14 protein-coding genes and 3 pseudogenes are annotated in these 15,396 nt (G+C 72.3%); 12 read left to right on the top strand and 5 right to left on the bottom strand.

From position 1 onward, the window contains the following. Both C1I93_RS06835 and C1I93_RS06830 read left to right on the top strand, forming a co-directional pair. Positions 1–482 (top strand): hypothetical protein (locus C1I93_RS06835; protein ID WP_438819577.1); only part of this gene is annotated, 482 nt, incomplete at its 5' end. A gap of 111 nt (positions 483–593) precedes the next feature. Next, on the top strand, positions 594–2,684 hold the full coding sequence (locus tag C1I93_RS06830) for an APC family permease (RefSeq protein ID WP_111242371.1): 2,091 nt from the start codon (positions 594–596) through the stop codon (positions 2,682–2,684). A 269-nt stretch (positions 2,685–2,953) separates the two neighbouring features. Here the strand turns inward: C1I93_RS06830 and C1I93_RS06825 are convergent, their stop codons facing one another. From C1I93_RS06825 to C1I93_RS06805, 5 genes and pseudogenes are all read right to left on the bottom strand, one after another. Continuing rightward, positions 2,954–3,160, bottom strand: coding sequence for a hypothetical protein (locus tag C1I93_RS06825; protein ID WP_111242370.1), 207 nt, complete (start codon positions 3,158–3,160; stop codon positions 2,954–2,956). A gap of 273 nt (positions 3,161–3,433) precedes the next feature. After that, positions 3,434–4,417, bottom strand: a complete 984-nt coding sequence (locus C1I93_RS06820; protein ID WP_111242369.1) for a helix-hairpin-helix domain-containing protein — start codon at positions 4,415–4,417, stop codon at positions 3,434–3,436. 211 nt (positions 4,418–4,628) lie between these two features. After that, a pseudogene (locus C1I93_RS33205) lies at positions 4,629–5,396 on the bottom strand (FAD-dependent oxidoreductase). Between the two features lie 40 nt (positions 5,397–5,436). Then, positions 5,437–5,784: a TcmI family type II polyketide cyclase gene (locus C1I93_RS06810; RefSeq protein WP_111242380.1), complete on the bottom strand. Its 348-nt coding sequence runs from the start codon at positions 5,782–5,784 to the stop codon at positions 5,437–5,439. Positions 5,785–5,898: 114 nt separating this feature from the next. Next, positions 5,899–6,732: an AfsR/SARP family transcriptional regulator gene (locus C1I93_RS06805; RefSeq protein WP_111242368.1), complete on the bottom strand. Its 834-nt coding sequence runs from the start codon at positions 6,730–6,732 to the stop codon at positions 5,899–5,901. Between the two features lie 436 nt (positions 6,733–7,168). Here C1I93_RS06805 and C1I93_RS33200 point away from each other — a divergent pair. From C1I93_RS33200 to C1I93_RS06755, 10 genes and pseudogenes are all read left to right on the top strand, one after another. Continuing rightward, positions 7,169–7,300, top strand: a pseudogene (locus tag C1I93_RS33200) (TcmI family type II polyketide cyclase); the annotation flags it as partial. Between the two features lie 51 nt (positions 7,301–7,351). Further along, on the top strand, positions 7,352–8,092 hold the full coding sequence (locus C1I93_RS06795; protein WP_111242379.1) for an SRPBCC family protein: 741 nt from the start codon (positions 7,352–7,354) through the stop codon (positions 8,090–8,092). Further along, a complete protein-coding gene (locus C1I93_RS06790) occupies positions 8,085–8,483 on the top strand; it encodes a cupin domain-containing protein (protein WP_111242367.1) in 399 nt (132 codons plus the stop codon). The genes C1I93_RS06795 and C1I93_RS06790 overlap by 8 nt, the downstream gene beginning before the upstream one ends. Continuing rightward, the gene (locus C1I93_RS06785) at positions 8,480–9,754 is read left to right on the top strand and encodes a beta-ketoacyl-[acyl-carrier-protein] synthase family protein (RefSeq protein ID WP_111242366.1); all 1,275 of its coding nucleotides are present in this window, start codon (positions 8,480–8,482) and stop codon (positions 9,752–9,754) included. The genes C1I93_RS06790 and C1I93_RS06785 overlap by 4 nt, the downstream gene beginning before the upstream one ends. After that, the gene (locus tag C1I93_RS06780) at positions 9,751–11,007 is read left to right on the top strand and encodes a beta-ketoacyl synthase N-terminal-like domain-containing protein (RefSeq protein WP_111242365.1); all 1,257 of its coding nucleotides are present in this window, start codon (positions 9,751–9,753) and stop codon (positions 11,005–11,007) included. Before C1I93_RS06785 ends, C1I93_RS06780 begins: the two co-directional genes overlap by 4 nt. A 31-nt stretch (positions 11,008–11,038) precedes the next feature. Beyond that, positions 11,039–11,140 (top strand): annotated as a pseudogene (locus tag C1I93_RS06775) (antibiotic biosynthesis monooxygenase family protein); the annotation flags it as partial. A gap of 397 nt (positions 11,141–11,537) precedes the next feature. Next, the gene (locus tag C1I93_RS06770) at positions 11,538–13,931 is read left to right on the top strand and encodes a nitrate- and nitrite sensing domain-containing protein (protein ID WP_309148191.1); all 2,394 of its coding nucleotides are present in this window, start codon (positions 11,538–11,540) and stop codon (positions 13,929–13,931) included. Continuing rightward, on the top strand, positions 13,921–14,346 hold the full coding sequence (locus C1I93_RS06765) for a roadblock/LC7 domain-containing protein (RefSeq protein ID WP_111242363.1): 426 nt from the start codon (positions 13,921–13,923) through the stop codon (positions 14,344–14,346). The genes C1I93_RS06770 and C1I93_RS06765 overlap by 11 nt, the downstream gene beginning before the upstream one ends. 29 nt (positions 14,347–14,375) lie before the next feature. Continuing rightward, positions 14,376–14,777 carry a DUF742 domain-containing protein gene (locus tag C1I93_RS06760; RefSeq protein WP_111242378.1) on the top strand — a complete coding sequence of 134 codons (402 nt, stop codon included), beginning with the start codon at positions 14,376–14,378 and terminating at the stop codon, positions 14,775–14,777. Beyond that, positions 14,761–15,351: a GTP-binding protein gene (locus tag C1I93_RS06755; RefSeq protein ID WP_111242362.1), complete on the top strand. Its 591-nt coding sequence runs from the start codon at positions 14,761–14,763 to the stop codon at positions 15,349–15,351. The genes C1I93_RS06760 and C1I93_RS06755 overlap by 17 nt, the downstream gene beginning before the upstream one ends. The last annotated feature ends 45 nt before the right edge of the window (positions 15,352–15,396 follow it).

Here is a 15,396-nt window from a genome sequence, read left to right as displayed (position 1 = left end):
CACGGGGGATCGAAGAACACGGGGGATCAGCGGGCCGGCCGGCTCCGGGGGGTGTCGGCCGGCCCGTGCCCGGGTACGCGCCGGGCATGGCCACTGACGGGCAACTCTTCCGGTTCCGCTTCGACAGGCCGTTTCGTCAGGTGTTGGCCCTGATCGGAGTCCGACCGTCGACCGCCTGGGTGCGGGTGGACGCGGACGACCTCGTGGTGCGGTTCGGCCCGTGGCGGCTGCGCACCGGACGGGACAATGTGGCAGGCGTCGAGCCCGGTGGCCCGTACCGCTGGTGGCGCGCGATAGGTCCCCGGCTGTCCGCTTCCGACCTCGGTGTCACCTTCGGCAGCAGCACCCTCGCCGGTCTCTGCGTCCGGTTCGTCCACCCGGTGCCCGCCCTGGTGCCCGGCGGCCGGCCACGTCACCCCGGAATGACTGTCACTGTCGCCGACCCCGCCGGCCTGGCCCGCGCCCTCACCGGCGACGCCTGAGCGCCGACCGCACCGGCGTCTGGAGGGACGACCCGCTTTCACCGTTCCGCCGAGGCGGCGCACGACGACCGCCTACGGTCGGGTCAGGAACGCCGGAGGGCGGGGCGGAACATGGGGGACAGGGCCAGAACGCGGCGCGGCCGGGACCGCCGTACGGCATCCGGTACGCCGGATCCCGGGCTGCGTGCCGCCCGTGACCCCACCCGGCCGGGCGACCGGGCCGGTCCACGGATCACCGTGCCGGAGCGGGTGGCGGTGGGACCGAAAGCGCCCGCCCGTCCGGAGAGCCGGCTGCGCCGCTGGCTGTTCCGGCATCAGGTGCAGCCGGTCGGCCCGGAGACCGGCGAGGGGCAGGCCCGGTCGCACTCCTGGTGGCGGGTGATGTGCCTGACCGGGGTGGACTACTTCTCCACGCTGTCCTATCTGCCGGGCATCGCGGCCCTGGCCGCCGGGGCGCTGTCGCCGGTGGCCACCCTGTTGATCGTGGTGTTGACCCTGTTCGGCATGCTGCCGATGTACCGCCGGGTGGCGCAGGAGAGCCCGCACGGCCAGGGGTCGGTGGCGATGCTGGAGCGGCTGTTGCCGTTCTGGCGGGGCAAGGTCTTCGTGCTGGTCCTGCTCGGCTTCGTCGCCACCTCGTGGATCGTCACGATCACGCTCTCCTCGGCCGACGCCACCGTGCACCTGCTGCAGAATCCGTACCTGCCGGAGGGGTTCGGCGGTACGCCGGTCGCGGTCGCCGTCACGGTGCTGCTCCTGCTGGTGCTGGGCGGGGTCTTCCTGCTCGGCTTCCGGGAGGCGGTGGCGGTGGCCGTACCGCTGGTGGGCGCCTTCCTGGCGCTGAACGCCGTGATCGTGGCAGTGTCCCTGGTCGAGATCGTCGACAACCCGCAGGTGCTCGCGGACTGGACCGGGGCGCTCACCGCAGGCGGGGGCCCGGGCCAGGTGGCGCTGACCGCCGCGCTGGCGTTTCCGCTGCTGGTGCTTGGTCTCTCCGGTTTCGAGACCGGGGTGAGCATGATGCCGTTGGTCGCCGGGGCGGGCCCGGACGCGCAGGCGCGACTGGCCGCGCGGATCCGCAACACCCGCCGGTTGCTCACCGCCGCCGCGTTGATCATGTCGGTCTACCTCATCTGCACCACCTTCGTCACCGCGCTGCTCATCCCGCCCGAGCAGTTCGCCCCCGGTGGCGCGGCCAACGGGCGGGCCCTGGCCTATCTGGCCCACGCACAGCTCGGCGAGGTGTTCGGCACCGCGTACGACGTCAGCAGCATCCTCATCCTCTGGTTCGCCGGGGCATCGGCGATGGCCGGATTGATCAACATTGTGCCGCGTTACCTGCCGACCTACGGCATGGCGCCGGAATGGGCCCGGGCGGTGCGGCCGGTGGTCATCGTCTACACCCTGGTCTGCATCGTGTTGACCGTCCTGTTCCGGGCGGACGTGGACGCCCAGGCCGGCGCGTACGCCACCGGGATCCTGGCCATGATGGTCTCCGCCGCGGTGGCGGTGGCGATCGCGGCGGCCGGGCACCGGCAGCGTGCCGTCGCCGCCGGCTTCACCGTGCTCACCGTGGTCCTGCTGTACGCGCTGGGCGAGAACGTGATCCGCAAGCCGGACGGGATCGCCATCTCCGGCCTGTTCATCCTCGGCATCATCGCCGTGTCGCTGGTGTCCCGGGTCACCCGCACCACCGAGCTGCGGGCCGAACGGGTGGAGTTCGACGAGCCGGCGCGGCGGTTCGTCGCCGACTCGGTGGCCCACGACGGCCGGCTGCACGTGATCGCTCACAAGCCGCACAGCGGCGCGATCAAGGAGTACACCGTCAAGGAGCGGGGACAGCGCGGCCTCAACCCGGTGCCCGGCGCGACCGACGTGCTCTTCCTGGAGATCGACGTGCACGATCCGTCCGGCTTCCGGCACGTGCTGCGGGTGCACGGCGTCGAGGTCGGCGGGTACCGGGTGCTGCGGGCCAGCAGCCCGGCCGCGCCCAACGCGATAGCGGCGATCCTGCTGGCGTTGCGCGACGCCACAGGCGTTCGCCCGCACGCACACTTCGAGTGGTCGGAAGGGAACCCCATCGCCCACCTGCTGCGGTACCTCATCCTGGGCCGTGGCGACACCCCGCCGGTGGTCCGGGAGATCCTGCGCAAGTCCGAGCCCGACCCGGCCCGCCGCCCCGGCATCCACGTCGGGGGCTGAGGGGGCGGCTTGACGGGAAACGTAGGCCGTGCAGGGCCTGCTGCCGCCGGCCGGCAGTGTGATCAGCGGCAACACCACCCGAGGCAACGCAGCAGTGTGCCCCCGCTCCCGGGGCGCCGGGTTGTTCGTCACCGCCGGCTCCACCAAGCTGTACGACAGCCGGGTGACCGGCAATCGGGCCACCGTCGCGGCGCGTCACTCCGCCCGCCGTCGGTCGTGTCGACCGGGGGCGGGCGGAGCGGCGTGGGTGGCCGGTCCCCGTGCCACCGTCACTGCGAGGGTTGGGGCAGTTCGCACTCGACCTTCGGGTTGGCGCCGACGTAGTTCAAGGGACCGGCGACGATGGTCACCAGGATGGTGCCGAGTTCGGCACAGTTGGTCTCCTCGTTGTTGTAGTAGCCGCGCTGGCCCGCAGCGACTGCGCCGATGATCAGCCAGATCACCACGAGAACTCCGAATATCGACGTGCCGCGCATGGCTTCCTCCACGGTCCGGGGGTGGATGACGCCCTTGTACCCAACCGCTCCGTTTCGCTAACGACACCCCGGTCGGTGTGGCCCTCGCGGCAGTTTCGGGGAAGATGCTGTCTCGTCAGCCGCAGCCGGCGAGGCAGCACTTGCCCCGAAGTAGCGGGGTCCTCGACTGCGCCGGCCCGGTCGGCGGAGTTCGACGGGGTGCGGACGGGAGCGGGGGCCGGGTCGCCCGGGTGGGCGGTCCGGCCCCCGCATCGGGTGGCGCAGCGGCGGTGGTCAGGCGTCGTTGACCTGGGCCGCCAGGATCTTCGCCTGCTGGGGCCAGGTGGCCACGCTGGCCGTTGCCCGCAGCCCGGCACCCTTGATGGTGTCCCGCAACGCGGCCTCGTCCAGCTCCGCCAGCTGACGGTAGGTCCGGATTCCCGCGCCGTGCAGAGCCGCGGCCATCTTCGGTCCCACCCCCTGGATACGCCGGAAGTCGTCGGCGACAGCCGCGCCGGCCGCCACGCTCTCCTCGACCGGCGCGGCGGGTTCGGTTTCGGTGGCGGCGGGCGTGGCGGTTTCCGTGGCGGTGGCGACCGGCGCGGCGGCTTCGGGTTCGGTGGCGGCCGGCGCTGCGGCGGGAGTCCGCTTGGTGGCGGCCTTGCGCCGCGCGGGGCGGTCGGCGACCGGTGCGGCAGTGTCCTCGACGGAGGGTGCGGCCGGCTCGTTCGCCGGCTGCGACTCGGTGCCCGCCACAGCGGCGGTGACCGGGTCGTCGGCGGGTGCCGTGACCGCCTCGGCCAGGGCGGGCGCCGGCTCGGTCGCGGTGACCGGCTCGGTCGCGGTGACCGGCTCGGTCGCGGTGACCGGCTCGGTCGCGGTGACCGGCTCGGTCGCGGTGCCCGGCTCGGTCGCGGTGCCCGGCTCGGCCGCGCTGCCCGGCTCGGCCGCAGCGGGTGCCGGCTCGGGCGCGGTGACTGCCTCAGTCACGGTGGGTAGCGGCTCGGTTGTGGTGACCGACTCGGGCGCGGCGGGCTGCGGTGCGGTGGCGTCGACTGGTTCGGTGTCGTCCGGCTTGGCGGCAACCGGCGCGGTGGTGGAGCTCGGCTGCGGGGTGTCGCTGGTCGTGGTCGGGGCCGGCTCGGTCGTCTGCGTGGTGGCCTTGCTCGTCGGCGCGGGTGGATCGTTGCGCCGGCCGCGCAGCAGCAGCCAGCCCCCGGCCAGACCGGCCAGCAGCACCACGAGCAGTATCAGCCAGTTTCCGAAGGACTCGCCCACGGCAAACCTCCCTGGTTTTCAGTCCGGAACGTCGCGAAAAAAGCTCGCCGCAGCTTTTCACACGCGGGACAGAGACAACAGGCAGGCTCGGTAACAGTCCGTATGCAGGTGGGGAGAGGGCGAAACGCGCCGTTGATCTGCGGCGGTGAAAGCGGTCCACACCCGAGCGCAGCGTGGCCGCCGCGTCACAGATCCAGGGCAGATCGGGAGGTCAGTCCTGCTTACCGCGGTAGGTGCGGAAGTCGTCGAGGAACTTGCGACGCAGCGGCGGCACCCGGCTGGTGACCCGGAAGTAACCGCCGGCGCCGAGCAACGCGAGTCGACCGAACAGCGGCTTGTACATCCGATCGTCACCGTTGGTGCCGCTGCGGTTCAGCGAGTCGGCGTCGCAGCAGGTTCGCGTCCCGTAGCGCGGTGTGGGCACCCACTCCGCGACCGGGCGTCATGGTGTGGATCGCGTCGCCGAGCAGGGTGACATGGCTGCTCTTCCACGGCGGGACAGGTTCCGAGGTGGACACCCGGATCGGCCGGGCGCTGTCCGGGTCGGCTCGGCTGAGCAGTTCCCGCAGGTGCGGGTGCCAGTTGGCGGTCAGGTCCAGGGCCACCCGGATCAGCTCCGTACCGCGCCGGTTCAGCACGTCGGCGGGGAACCGGCGGGCGGTGCTCCAGTACGCCCATCACGCCACCGCTGCCGAAGATCAGCGAGATGCCGCGCTGCACCGTCGGTGGCAGCAGCGAGCGGGTGTACTCGGTGAGCGGGATCCGGGTGGCGATGTTCGTGGCGCTGCTGCCGTCGGCGAAGTGGGCCGTGACCGTGCCGTCGTCGTGCTGGTCGTACCGGGTGAAGGTGTGGTCTAGGTGGACCACGTCGGTCAGGCCGGTCAGCAGCACCTGGCGCAGTGTCATCCGCGCCACGGACCGTTCGGTGTCGCTCGTAGACGGCGACGCTGATGCCGGCCCGGCGCAGCCCGTGGGCCAGGCAGCGGCCGCCCGTGCCGCCGCCGACGGTGGCGTCCCGCTCAGCCGACCGCGCGCCGGGCGGGGACCTCGGTGGCGTCCCAGCGGTAGAAACAGTGGGCGAGCGCGTCGCGCGGCGAACTCCAGGTGGGCAGGTACGGCGAGGTGTGCGCGGAGAGCCGCTCGTTGACCTGGAGATAGAGCGGATGGTTGCGGGCCGCGGCGAGGGTGTCCGAGCCGACCTCATCGGTCTCCATCAGGTGTACGCACAGGTCGTGCAGGCAGTACAGCGAGCGGTGGCGTACCCCGGTCAGGCCGGGCAGTTCGGTGGCGTCGGACTCGGCGAAGATCTGGCCGACTCGACCCTCCGCGCCCGGGATGATCCTGCTGACGATCACTAGACGGCTCATCGATCCCCTCTCACCGGTGGTCGTGTCCGGACGCTCGCCGGCCACGGCCCGCTCACTCTGCATCGAGGACTGTCACCTGACCGTCAACGGGTCGGGTCGGTGCGGTGACGCCGGTCAGCGGGCCTGGTGCGTCGGTCGGGTGGCGGGTTGCCGTGGCGGTCGGGGTGCCTGCGGTGACCCGCCGGCCGACGCGGTCCGGCTGGCTCGCCGGATCGGCTCGAGCGTCTCGTCGAGCAGTGCGGTCATCGCCGGGGACGGCTCCAGCCGCAGTTCCCGCAGCAACAGATCGCGGTAGACGTAGAAGGCGTGCACCGCCTCGAACGCGTTGCCCTCGGCGAGGTGGATCCGCACGACCAGCCGGTGCGGGGTCTCCCGCAGCGGTTCGGCCGCCATCGCCTCCAGCGCCGCCTCCAGCGCCTCACCGTGCCGTCCGGCGGCCAGGTGCTGGCCGGCGACCTGTTCGAGCATGTGCAGCCGGAGCTGGCGTAGCCGTTCGCGGTTGGTCAGCACCCAGTCGTCGTACCAGCCGGGAAGCAGGTCGTGCCGGGCGGCGGTGAGCGCCCGCGTGGCGTCCTCGGGCACTTGGCCGTCGCGTACCAGGGCGGCGGTGGCGACCAGTTCGTCGACGTCGACCCGGACCGTCGGGTCGAGCCGGACGGTGTCCGAGGTGGTGGTCAGCGGACAGTAGGGGTCCTGGCGCAGCCGCCACAGCGCCGTCCGCAGCGACGACAGCGCCCGCTCCTCGGTGGCGTCCGGCCAGAGCAGCCCGGCGAGATGGGCCCGCGTCGCGCCGGGGCGCAGCCCGATCAGCGCGATGACCCGTTGCAGGCCGCGGGGCACCACCACCGGGGTGCCGCCGGAGGTCAGGCGGAAGCCACCGAGCAGGTGCAGCGCGACCTCGACGCCCCGGGGCTCTCCGGCGGTCGGGGCGGGCGGATCGGCGGCCACGGCGGCACCCCCTGCGAAACGGGTCGTCTGCGGGTCTCGGCCAGGTCCGGCGTGGTCGCCGGGACGCCACTGTCGACTTGCTGGGCCGCGCTCAGGTGCCTGCGCCAGCCGGGTCCAACCGTCGCGGAGATTACCAACACCGATTACTCTGAGTCAACGTCGAGTCGGCAAAGTGACCGGCTTGCCATCCGTGAAATCGCCTCTGAACTGGGAAATCTCGTCGATCGTGGCGCTCGGAGCGGCACAGCCCATCCACAGCTTACGTCAACATAGCGTCACTATGGATGATCGCGTCGCGCTGCGCCGGTGACGCTCGGGTGACGCCCCGCTCCGCATCGTGTCGGAAGTTGCCGGAGTCGTAGCGCAGGTGCCGGAGCCGCCGGCAGGCACCCGGGGATGCCGGGTGGCGGCGCGCCAGCGGTGGAGGAGGGCCCGCATGAATCGCACGCTCATCGTCGCGAAAGTGGTCCCGGACGCCGAAGACGCGGTCGCCGAGATCTTCGCCGAGTCCGACACGACCGAACTGCCGGCGCTGGCGGGCGCCCCGCGACGCCATGGCCCGCTGTTTCTACCGCTTCGACGGACGGTGGTCGTGACCGCCACAACCGAGGAGGAGACGATGACCGTCACCGACGGACGCTCGCTCACCGGCGAGATAACCGACATCCTGGTGGCCAACTGCGGCCTCGACCCGGACGTCGCCGCTCGCGCGCCGACCGCCTCGCTCGAGGAACTGGGGATGGACTCCCTCGCGCTGCTCGAACTCGCCGCCGTCGTCGCCGACAGGTGGCGGGTCACGATCCCCGAGCAGGCCGCCGAGTTGAGCATTCCGGCGGTGGCCGAGTTGGTCGCCCAGGGCACCCCCGACCCGCCCGGCCACACCGAGAACAGCATCCTCATCGCCGCGCCGCTGGAGCTGGTCTGGTCGGTCACCAACGACGTCGCCGGCTGGCCCGAGCTGTTCACCGAGTACGCCAAGGCCGAGATCCTCGACCGTGACGGTGACACCGTCCGGTTCCGGCTGACCATGCACCCCGACGAGAACGGGGTGGCGTGGAGCTGGGTGAGCGAACGCACCCCCGACCCCGCCACCTGGCAGGTGCGTGCCCGCCGGGTGGAGACCGGACCGTTCGCGTACATGAACATCCACTGGACCTACCGGCAGGAACCGGAAGGCGTCCGGATGACCTGGACCCAGGACTTCGCCATGAAACCCACCGCGCCCGTGGACAACGCCGCGATGACCGAGCGGATCAACACCAACAGCGTGATCCAGCTCGCCGTGATCAAGGAACGCATCGAGCGGCTGGCTCGCGAGCGGAACGAGACCACCAGCCACAGGGGAGACGGGCATGAGTGACCTGGCCCTGGTCGCCGCCCGGGACGTGCCCGCCGACCGGCGGCGCGGCGGCGAACTGCGCGTCCTGCTCGGCCCCCGGACCGTCGGCAGCACCTCCGGTTTCATGGGTGTGGCCGCCATGGCGCCGGGAGAGCGCATCGCCGAGCACTACCACCCGTACAGCGAGGAGTTCCTCTACGTCGTCTGCGGCACGATCACCGTCGACCTGGACGACGAACCGGTGCCGCTGGCCGCAGGCGAGGCGCTCTTCGTGGCCCGCAACGTCCGGCACCGGCTGCGCAACACCGGCGACCTCCCCGCCGAGGTGGTCTTCCACCTCGGCCCGCTGGCGCCCCGACCGGAACTCGGCCATGTCGACACCGAACTCGTCGAGCAGCGGGACGGGTCATGACCGGCCGCCGCACCATGGTCACCGGCATCGGGGTGGTCGCCCCCGGTGGCGTCACCCGGGACCGGTTCTGGAAGAACATCACCGAGGGGCGTACGGCGACCCGGCGGATCACCTTCTTCGACCCGTCGCCGTTCCGCTCCCAGATCGCCGCCGAGTGCGACTTCGACCCGGACGCGGCCGGGCTGACCCCGCAGCAGCGGCGACGCGCCGACAGGTACGTGCAGTTCGCGCTGGCCTGCGCCGCCGAGGCGGTGGCCGACAGCGGCCTGGACCTGACCGACGCCGACCGCGACCGGGCCGGGGTGGTGCTCGGCACCGCCGTCGGCGGCACCATGGCCCTGGAGCAGGAGTACGTCACGGTCAGCGACAGCGGCCGGCACTGGCTCGTCAACGCCGCGCTGGGCGGCCCGTACCTCTATCCGGCGCTGGTGCCCAGCAGCCTGGCCGCCGACGTGGCCTGCCAGTTCGGGCTGCACGGCCCGGCACAGGTGATCTCCACCGGCTGCACCTCGGGCATCGACGCCATCGGGTACGCCCACCAGCTCATCGCCGACGGCGAGGCGGACCTCGTGCTCGCCGGCGCGGCAGACTCGCCGATCTCGCCGGTCACCGTCGCCTCCTTCGACGCCATCAAGGCCACCAGCCCCGACAACGCCGACCCGGCACACGCCTCCCGCCCCTTCGACGCCGACCGGCGCGGGTTCGTGCTGGCCGAGGGGGCGGCGGTGCTGGTGCTGGAGGAGGCCGGTCACGCCCGGCGGCGCGGCGCGCACGTCTACTGCGAGGTCGCCGGCTACGCCAGCCGCAGCAACGGCTACCACATGACCGGGTTGCGTCCGGACGGTCGGGAAATGGGGCTGGCCATCACCGACGCGCTGCGCCAGGCCCGAATCGCGCCCCAGGACGTCTCCTACATCAGCGCCCACGGCTCCGGCACCCGGCAGAACGACAGACACGAGACGGCCGCGTTCAAGCGGGCCCTCGGACCGGCCGCGTACCAGGTGCCGATCAGCTCGATCAAGTCGATGGTCGGGCACTCGTTGGGTGCCATCGGCTCGATCGAGATGGCCGCCTGCGCGCTCGCCATCGAGTACGGCGTGGTGCCGCCGACCGCCAACTGGGCCACCCGGGATCCGGAGTGCGACCTGGACTACGTGCCGCACACCGCGCGGGAGGTGCCCGTCGACGTGGCGCTCTCGGTCGGCAGCGGCTTCGGCGGCTTCCAGTCGGCGATGCTGTTCCGTCGGCCCGCCCGCCAGGTGCCGGCGTGACCGAGCGGCAGCGCCGGGCGGTGGTGACCGGCATCGGTGTGGTGGCGCCCAGCGGCGTGGGCGCGAACCAGCACTGGCGTACGGTGCTTGCCGGTCGACGCCGTACCGGTCCGATCACCCTCTTCGACGCCAGCGGCTACCCGACCCGCCTGGGCGGCGAGGTGACCGACTTCGACCCGACCCGCTACACCGACAACCGGGCGCTGGTGCAGACCGACCGCTGGACCCACCTCGGGTTCGCGGCCACCCAACTGGCGCTCGCCGACGCCGGCCTGCCCGAGCAGGCGCCCGAGCCGTACGACTGGGCGGTCACCCTGGCCAGTTCCTCCGGCGGCAACCTGTTCGGCCAGCGGGAACTGCAACGACTCTGGTCGTCTCCGGCGCGCACGGTCGGCGCGTACCAGTCGATCGCCTGGTTCTACGCGGCGAGTGTCGGGCAGATCTCCATCCGGCACCAGGCGAAGGGGCCGAGCGGGGTGCTGGTGGCCGAGTCGGCCGGCGGCCTGGACAGCCTCGCCCACGCCGTACGCACCATCCGGCGCGGCGCGTCAGTGGTGCTGGCCGGGGCGACCGAGTGCCCGCTGAGCCCGTACGCGTTGGCCTGCCAGGCCCGGTCCGGCCTGCTCAGCGAGGCGACCGACCCGGAGCGTGCCTACCGGCCGTTCGACGTGGACGCCTGCGGCTACCTGCCGGCCGAGGGCGGCGCGGTGTTCGTGGTCGAGGAGTACGCGCACGCGGCGGCCCGCGGTGCCCGCAGTTACGGCGAGGTGGCCGGGTGGGGCGCCACCCACGACGCGGCGCACACGTCGTCCACCTCGGCCGGTGACCCGCACCAGTACGCCCGCGCGATGCGCCTGGCCCTGAGCCGGGCCGACGTCGAACCGGCCGAGGTGGACCTGGTGGTGCCCGACGCCCTCGGGGTGCCCCGGTACGACCGCGCCGAGGCCACCGCGCTGCGGGCGGTCTTCGGCGCTGACGCGCCGCCGGTGAGCACCCACAAGGCGTTGACCGGGCGGGCACACCAGGGCGGGTCGGCGCTGGACGTGGCCACCGCCCTGCTCGCCTACCGGCACGACACGCTGCCCGCGTCGGCCGGTCCGCAGACCGTCGCCGAGGGCTGTGAGCTGGACTTCCTGCGCCAGCGCCGACGCCCGCGCAGCCGGGTGGCACTGGTCTGCGCCCGTGGTTTCGACGGATTCAACAGCGCGCTGGTGCTACGCGGCGTGGCACCGGCCGGAGAGGACCGACGATGACCCGAGGACGAGTGGTGTTCCTGGCAAGGGTGCGCCCGAGCATCGCGAGCTGGTCCGGCCGATGCGGGAGTGCTTCACCGACGCCTGCTCCCTGCGCTTCCACGTCCACGCCCAGACCCCGGTCCCGGCCTGACCGTCGACCCGCGCCCCGGCTCGCACCTGACGGCACCCGTGGTGGGCTCGCCTGACAGCGAGCGTGGCAGCGGGGCGGCGACCTGCCGAAACCCGGGAGCGATCCCATGAACCCGGGTGGGCGGGTGAGGTGATGTTACGCAATGGACAGAGCTGGTCGACCAATCGGCGGCCCGGCGTTGCCCGAAAGGGCATAACCCGAGCTTCTCGCCGATGAGGATCCCGCCCGAGGGTTGTGGGAGGTCAGGCAGGCCGCCATATTGCTGTGATCAATTCCCCTGATGCCACCACATCGGCCGGCGCGGTCCTGTGGTGATTGGAGACCGCGTGTCCACACAGGATTCCGGCCGAGGCAGCCGGCCTGCTGAACACTGTCCGGTCGGGGCACCGAGGAGACCGTGGTGACCGGGGGCGGAAGCATCCGCGGTCGTCTTGTCGCGATCATCGCCCTGCCGGTGGCGGCCGTGCTGCTGCTGCTCGGCTACGTGACGGTGGTCGAGGTGTCGTCGTACCAGGCGGTCCGCAAGGCCAGCGAAGCCGTGTCGCTTGTCCTCGTGGTGCAGGATCTGACCGAGGAGTTGCAGGTCGAGCGGGGTATCAGCGCCGCGTTGCTCGAGGGCAACGAGGGGTTCCGAAACGAGATCGCACCGGCCCGCGAGCGGGTGGACCAGCGGCGCCAGGCGGTCGAGGAGGCGATCAGCGCCGGCGGGCCGGTGGCCGACCGGGTCGGGGCTGCCCTGCGGGAGCTCGACGGTCTCGCCGTGGTCCGCGCCGCGACCGACAGTGGCAGCGCCGGACGGGCCGCGACCTTCGACTTCTTCACCGAGCGGATCGCCGCGCTGAACCGCCTCGACTACGAACTCGACCAGTCGGAAGACCACGAGCTGCATCGACTGGTGGCCGCCCTCGGCGCGCTGAACCGGATCAAGGAGAGCACCGCCCAGCAGCGGGCGTTCCTCAACGGTGTCTTCTCCGCCAGCGGCTTCGCCGAGGGGGAGTTCATCCAGTTCGCGGAGATCCGCGCAGCCCGGGACACCGCCCTCGCCGACTTCGACGAGCACGCCACCGCGAGCCAGAAGGCCGCCAACGCCTGGGTGCTGGACACCGGCGCGGCCCGGGTGGCCGCGTACTTCGAACAGGTCGCCCTGGACGCCTTCGACGGCCGGCGGATGCAGGTGAACCCGCAGTCATGGTGGTCGGCCCTGACCACCGTGCTGGACGGCATGCGCCAGATGCAGGAGTACGTCGGCGCGGAGATCGAGGCGCGTGCCGCGGAGCGGCAGGGTGAGTCCACCCGGCGGCTCTTCGTACTCGGTGCCTGTGTGGTGTTGTTCCTCGCCGGGGCCGTCGCCCTGCTGGTGGTCGCGGCCCGGTCGATCACCCGGCCGCTGGCGATGCTGGCCGCCGAGGCACACGACCTCGCCGCCAACCGGCTGCCGGTGGCCGTGCGTCAGGTGCAGGACGGCACCGAGGACGCCGACCCGCGTCCACCGGCCCCGATCGAGGTGTCGGCGCGCTCCAGCGCCGAGGTCCGCTCGGTGGCCGGCGCGCTCGACCAGGTGCAGGAGGTGGCCTTCCGGCTCGCCACCGAACAGGCGGTGCTGCGCCGCAGCACCGCCGAGTCGCTGGCCAACCTCGGCCGACGGAACCAGAATCTGCTGCGGCGGCAGCTCAGCTTCATCACCAAGCTCGAACGGGAGGAGACCGACCCGGCGGGTCTGGCCAACCTCTTCGAACTGGACCACCTCGCCACCCGCATGCGCCGTAACGCGGAGAGTCTGCTGGTCCTGGTGGGTGCCGGCGGGCCTCGCCAGTGGACCAGGCCGCTGGCGATCGCCGACGTGATCCGGGCCGCGATCTCCGAGGTCGAGGAGTACCGGCGGGTGCAGATCCGCCGCATCGACGACGCCTGGGTGGTCGGTGCCCACGTCAGCGCGGTGGCCCACATGCTCGCCGAACTCGTCGAGAACGGACTCACCTTCTCCCCGCCCGACGCCGACGTGGAGATCCAGGGCCGGCGTACCGGGGACGGCTACCTCATCGCCGTCACCGATCAGGGCCTCGGGATGTCGCCCGAGGACCTGGCCCAGGCCAACGCCCGGCTGCGCGGTGCGGTCGACTACGTGTCGGCCCCCACCCGCTACCTCGGCCACCACGTGGTCGGTCAACTCGCCCAGGAACTGGGCATCGAGGTGCAGCTGGCACCCTCACCGGTCACCGGGGTGACCGCCCGGGTGCTGCTGCCGTCCACCGTGCTCAGCAGCCCCGACGCGGTCGCGCCGGAGGACGGTGAGCCCGACGCCGGGCCGGTCGCCATCACCGCCGGTGCCGCCGAGCCACAGGCCATACCCGCCGGCGTCGTCCCGGGCCGGCCCGCCCGCCCGCTGCCGGCGGTCGGGGTGGCCGAGGTCGGCACGCGTACCGCAATCGCACCCCCGGAGCACGACCGCCGCACGCTGACGACGCCCGCCGGGCGGGCCCGGCCCGTGGCCGGTGGCCCACCGGTCATCGTCGGCGAGGTGGCCTCGCTCGCGCCCGTGGCGGAGCGGACCACGAACGGGTTGCGCAAGCGCCTGCCCCGGGACCGGCGGGAGAGCGCGCCCGCGCCCCCGGTCAGCCCGGCGGCAGCTACGCAACGCGCGGCGACCATGGACGACTCACCCACGGAGATCCGGAACCGGTTGACCGCGCTGCGGGCCGGAACGCTACGCGGCCAGCAGGAGCGGTCGGCACCGGTGACCAGGCCCGGCGACGACACCACGAGCGAGCCTTGGGGGGCACGTGAAGGTTGACATCCAGAGCGATCCGCACCAGCTGAACTGGCTGCTGGCGAACTTCGTCCGGCAGACCGACGGGGTCCGGGACGCGGTCGCCGTCTCCTCCGACGGGTTGCTGATCGCCGTCTCGGCCGGCCTGAACCGGGGTGCCGGAGACCAGCTCGCCGCCATCGTGTCCAGCATGGCCAGCCTGGCCCGGACCGCCTCCCGCAAGTACGACTTCGACGGCCTCAAGCTCATCATGATCGAGATGAGGCGGGGCTTCCTGCTGGTGTCGGCGATCAGCGACGGCAGTTGCCTGGGCGTGCTCGCCGACGGCGAATGCGACCTGGGTCTGGTCGGGTACGAGATCTCGCTGCTCGCCGACCGGTTCGGCACCATACTGACCCCGGCGCTGATCTCCGAGTCGAGACGGATCCTGCCGCGGTGAGCGGTGGACCCCGGCTGCCCGATCCACGGATGATCCCGTACTGGACCGCGAGCCCGGCACCGGCCGACCCCGTCCCGCAGTCGCCGCCGCGGTCCGCACCGGAGACACCGGACGAGGCGGCGGTACGTCCGTTCCTGCTCACCGGTGGGCGCACCCGGCCGGTCCAGGACGGGCTGCGGGTGGAGACCGTGCTCTCCGCCCAGCCGGCGGCGCTCTCCGCACCGCTGCGTTTCGAGGCCCGCCGGATCGTCGAGTTGTGCCAGCGACCCATCACCGTGGCCGACCTGGCGGTGGCGCTGCGGGTGCCACTCGGCGTCACCCGGGTGCTGGTGGCAGACCTGCTCAGCGAGGGCTATCTGCGCCGCGAGGAACAGGGCGAGCTTTCCGTCGCCATGATCGAGAGGATCCGGGACCGTGTCCGCGCTCTCTAGTCAGCCGCCCCCGCCCACCGCGGTGAAGATCGTGGTGAGCGGCGGGTTCGGCGTCGGCAAGACCACATTCGTCGGAGCGGTCTCGGAGATCGAGCCACTGGTCACCGAGGCCGACCTGACCGAGGTCTCGGTGGGGGTCGACGACACCTCGGTGGTCGCCGGGAAGACGACCACCACGGTGGCCCTGGACTTCGGTCGGATCAGCCTCGACGAGTCCCTGCTGCTGTACCTGTTCGGTACTCCCGGGCAGGACCGGTTCGCCTTTCTCTGGGACGACCTCGTGGACGGCGCACTGGGCGCCGTCGTCCTGATCGACACCCGGCGGATCGAGGACTGCTTCCCCGCCATCGACTACTTCGAGGACCACCACATCCCGTTTCTGCTGGCGGTCAACAACTTCGACGCGACCCAACGGTTCGCGCTGGCCGAGGTGCGCGAGGCCCTCGGCGTCGCCGACGAGGTGGTGCTTGTGGAGTGCGACGCGCGCCAGCGGGCATCGGTCAAGCAGGTGCTCCTCGCCCTGACCGAGGTGGTCCTGGCGCAACGCCTCGCCAAGGCCGGTGCCGGCCGGTGACCGCGAGCGGGCCGGCACGCTGCGGTGCCGTGACGCCGGTACGCA

The organism is Micromonospora endophytica (assembly GCF_003236305.1).
In the GTDB taxonomy this organism is placed as follows: domain Bacteria; phylum Actinomycetota; class Actinomycetes; order Mycobacteriales; family Micromonosporaceae; genus Micromonospora; species Micromonospora endophytica.
This window is presented reverse-complemented; position numbering and strand designations above follow the sequence as displayed.

Excerpts from the sequence above, each read along its gene's own strand:
- C1I93_RS06795 (WP_111242379.1), top strand. The coding sequence starts at position 7,352 with ATGACCGTCACCGACGGACGCTCGCTCACCGGCGAGATAACCGACATC.
- C1I93_RS06825 (WP_111242370.1), bottom strand. The coding sequence starts at position 3,160 with ATGCGCGGCACGTCGATATTCGGAGTTCTCGTGGTGATCTGGCTGATC.
- C1I93_RS06810 (WP_111242380.1), bottom strand. The coding sequence starts at position 5,784 with ATGAGCCGTCTAGTGATCGTCAGCAGGATCATCCCGGGCGCGGAGGGT.
- C1I93_RS06790 (WP_111242367.1), top strand. The coding sequence starts at position 8,085 with ATGAGTGACCTGGCCCTGGTCGCCGCCCGGGACGTGCCCGCCGACCGG.
- C1I93_RS06760 (WP_111242378.1), top strand. The coding sequence starts at position 14,376 with ATGATCCCGTACTGGACCGCGAGCCCGGCACCGGCCGACCCCGTCCCG.
- C1I93_RS06830 (WP_111242371.1), top strand. The coding sequence starts at position 594 with ATGGGGGACAGGGCCAGAACGCGGCGCGGCCGGGACCGCCGTACGGCA.
- C1I93_RS06785 (WP_111242366.1), top strand. The coding sequence starts at position 8,480 with ATGACCGGCCGCCGCACCATGGTCACCGGCATCGGGGTGGTCGCCCCC.